Genomic DNA, 2,595 nt, shown 5'->3' on the forward strand with positions numbered 1-2,595 from the left:
ATATTGTGCGTTTGGTTAATTGGTGGCAGGGAGTTCCATTTGCAGCTACCCGATGTTCTCGTTTTGCTGCTCTTGGGCCGACCGGTTGACCTATGTCTAAACAAATATTAATTTCGCCAGCGGTATCAAGATTGGGCAGATACTCAAAACAACCTGGGAAATGCCTATCGTGGCCGAATCTGTGGTAGTAGGCAAGAGAATCTCGAAAAATCGATTGAAGCATTCCAACTAGCATTGTCAGTTTGCACCAAATCAGACTTCCCCATTGATTGGGCAGGGACTCAAAACAACTTGGGCAATGCCTATAGCCAGAGAATTCGTGGTGATAAGCAAGAGAATCTGAAACTTGCTATTGAAGCATACCAAGGAGCATTGGAAGTTTACACCCCAGAAGCAGATCCGATTAACTGTCTCCGAACTTCCCGCAACTTAGGCAACCTTCACTTTAACGAAGGTAACTGGCAACCCGCCATCGATGCCTACCAACAAGGAATCACCGCAGTCGAAATCAGTCGCAGTTGGGCAATCAATGATCAAAATCGTCAACAGATTATGGCTGACGCTATAGAAGTTTATCACAAACTGGTGCAAGCCTATATCAATATAGAACAGAAAGATAAAGCCATCGAAACAGTCGAACGCAGCAAAGCCCGGGACCTAGTGCAACTGCTCACCAACCGCGACCTTTATCCTAAAGGTGATGTTCCCCAACAGATAATCACTGAGTTAGATCAACTGCGTCGAAACATTCCATCATTGGAAAAAGAGTTACAAGTAGTTACAGACAAACTATCAGGAAATAGGGATGACAAACAACAACAGCAACGACAATCTTTAGAGGAGTCACGGAAACGACTACAGCAAGAATTACAGCAGTCGCGACAGCAGTTAAATCAGGTGCTCAAAGAAATTAATGATAACTATGACTCCAGTTTCAGTCTAACTCAAACCGTGGAAACTATTCCGTTTAGGGATATTCAAAGCCTGATTGATCCAGGCACCGCTATGATCGAGTGGTATGTTACCAGGGATAACATTCTTACCTTTATTGTCACCAGTCACAGTCAGCAGCCCATAGTTGTGTCATCCTCTCCCCAAAACCTGGAAAGGTTGGAAGAGTGGGATAAAGACTATACCAATGCCTACCGCGACAACAAAGACCCATGGATAAAAACTCTATCCTCTCGCCTGGAGAAACTCGCTACAATATTAGATATTGATAACATTATTTCCGAGATTGATCGAGTATTTGAGAAACAAGGGGTTAAATGCGATCGCTTAATTCTAGTGCCCCATCGTTTCCTGCATCTGTTTCCACTCCATGCTTTACCTTTATCAAAGGATAATTTACTTATCGATCGCTTTGAAAGAGGAGTAAGTTATGCCCCTAGTAGCCAGTTACTGAAACTAACAAAACAACAACATCGCCCCGACTTCAATAACTTATTTGCTATCCAAAACCCAACTAGACCTGAAGCAAAACCCTTGCCTGGCTCGAAACTAGAAGTTGATAAAATCCGACAATACTTTGACCCCAAGCACAGTATAGTTCTTGCTGAAGCAGAGGCAACCGAAGCCAAACTAAATCAAAATATCAAGCAACTCCGCTCTGCTCACTGTGTCCACTTTTCTTGTCATGGCAAGTTCGAGCCTAAATCTCCCCTAGAATCAGCCCTACTTCTAGCAGATGCAGACCTAACCTTGTACAAAATTTTTAAACTTGATCTCAATCAATGTCGTATTGTCGGCTTTTCTGCCTGTGAAACTGGGATGACCCTTTCAAGTAACGAAGACGAAGATACTGGCTTACCTAGTGGTTTAGATGAGTATATTGGTTTGCCTAGTGGTTTTCTCTATGCAGGTAGCCCTAGCGTTGTCAGCACCCTCTGGAAAGTCGATCCTCTAGCCACTGCTTTATTGCTGAATTTAACAACAACTTTCAGTTTACAACAATTGTTATCGAAAATAGCGCTTTATATTATATTTAAAGCAATCCGTGTCGAAATTTTGATAATTTTTCTTCCCTACTCCCTACTCCCTACTCCCTACTCCCTTCAAACACCTTCAGGGCATGCGAGAAATAAATTGTACCAACAGGGGGGCTGTAAACAACAGAGCGATATCAATAACAGTGATAGTGGCGAAGCGAATTTGTTGATTAGTCATAATTACTTATTTCCTCATTTATCAAGGTACCTTAAATTTTCTTAACCCTGGTCTGTTCGCAAAGCGTGGCCAACGGCCTTAGCTCCCTTGAAACACCTTCAGGGCATCCGTGAAATGAATTGTACTAACAGGGGGGCTGTAAACAACAGAGCGATATCAATAACGGTGATAGTGGCGAAGCGAATCTGTTGACTACTCATAATTACCTATTTCCTCCAGCAGTTATCTAAAACTTCTTTAAAGTTGATGTGAATATACTACAGTCCACAATAATTTCACTGCACCGACTTAGCTCACCCACCTTAGTGATTTTTTAAACCGATTGGTGTGATCTGGATCACAATAGCAAAGGTAACAGGGAGTCGGGAGTCGGGAGTCGGGAGTCGGGAGTCGGGAGTCGGGAGTCGGGAGTCGGGAGTCGGGAGTGGG

The 2,595-nt window shown here is 43.2% G+C and carries 2 protein-coding genes; one reads left to right on the plus strand and one right to left on the minus strand.

What is annotated here, in order from left to right; all coding sequences use genetic code 11:
* Window positions 1-235 (minus strand): hypothetical protein (locus F6K49_RS40420; protein ID WP_293106479.1); only part of this gene is annotated, 235 nt, incomplete at its 3' end.
* Here F6K49_RS40420 and F6K49_RS40425 point away from each other — a divergent pair.
* Complete coding sequence (locus tag F6K49_RS40425) at window positions 235-2,211, plus strand: CHAT domain-containing protein (RefSeq protein WP_293106482.1); 1,977 nt, start codon at window positions 235-237, stop codon at window positions 2,209-2,211. The genes F6K49_RS40420 and F6K49_RS40425 overlap by 1 nt on opposite strands.
* Window positions 2,212-2,595: the final 384 nt, after the last annotated feature.

This window comes from Moorena sp. SIO3I6 (assembly GCF_010672095.1).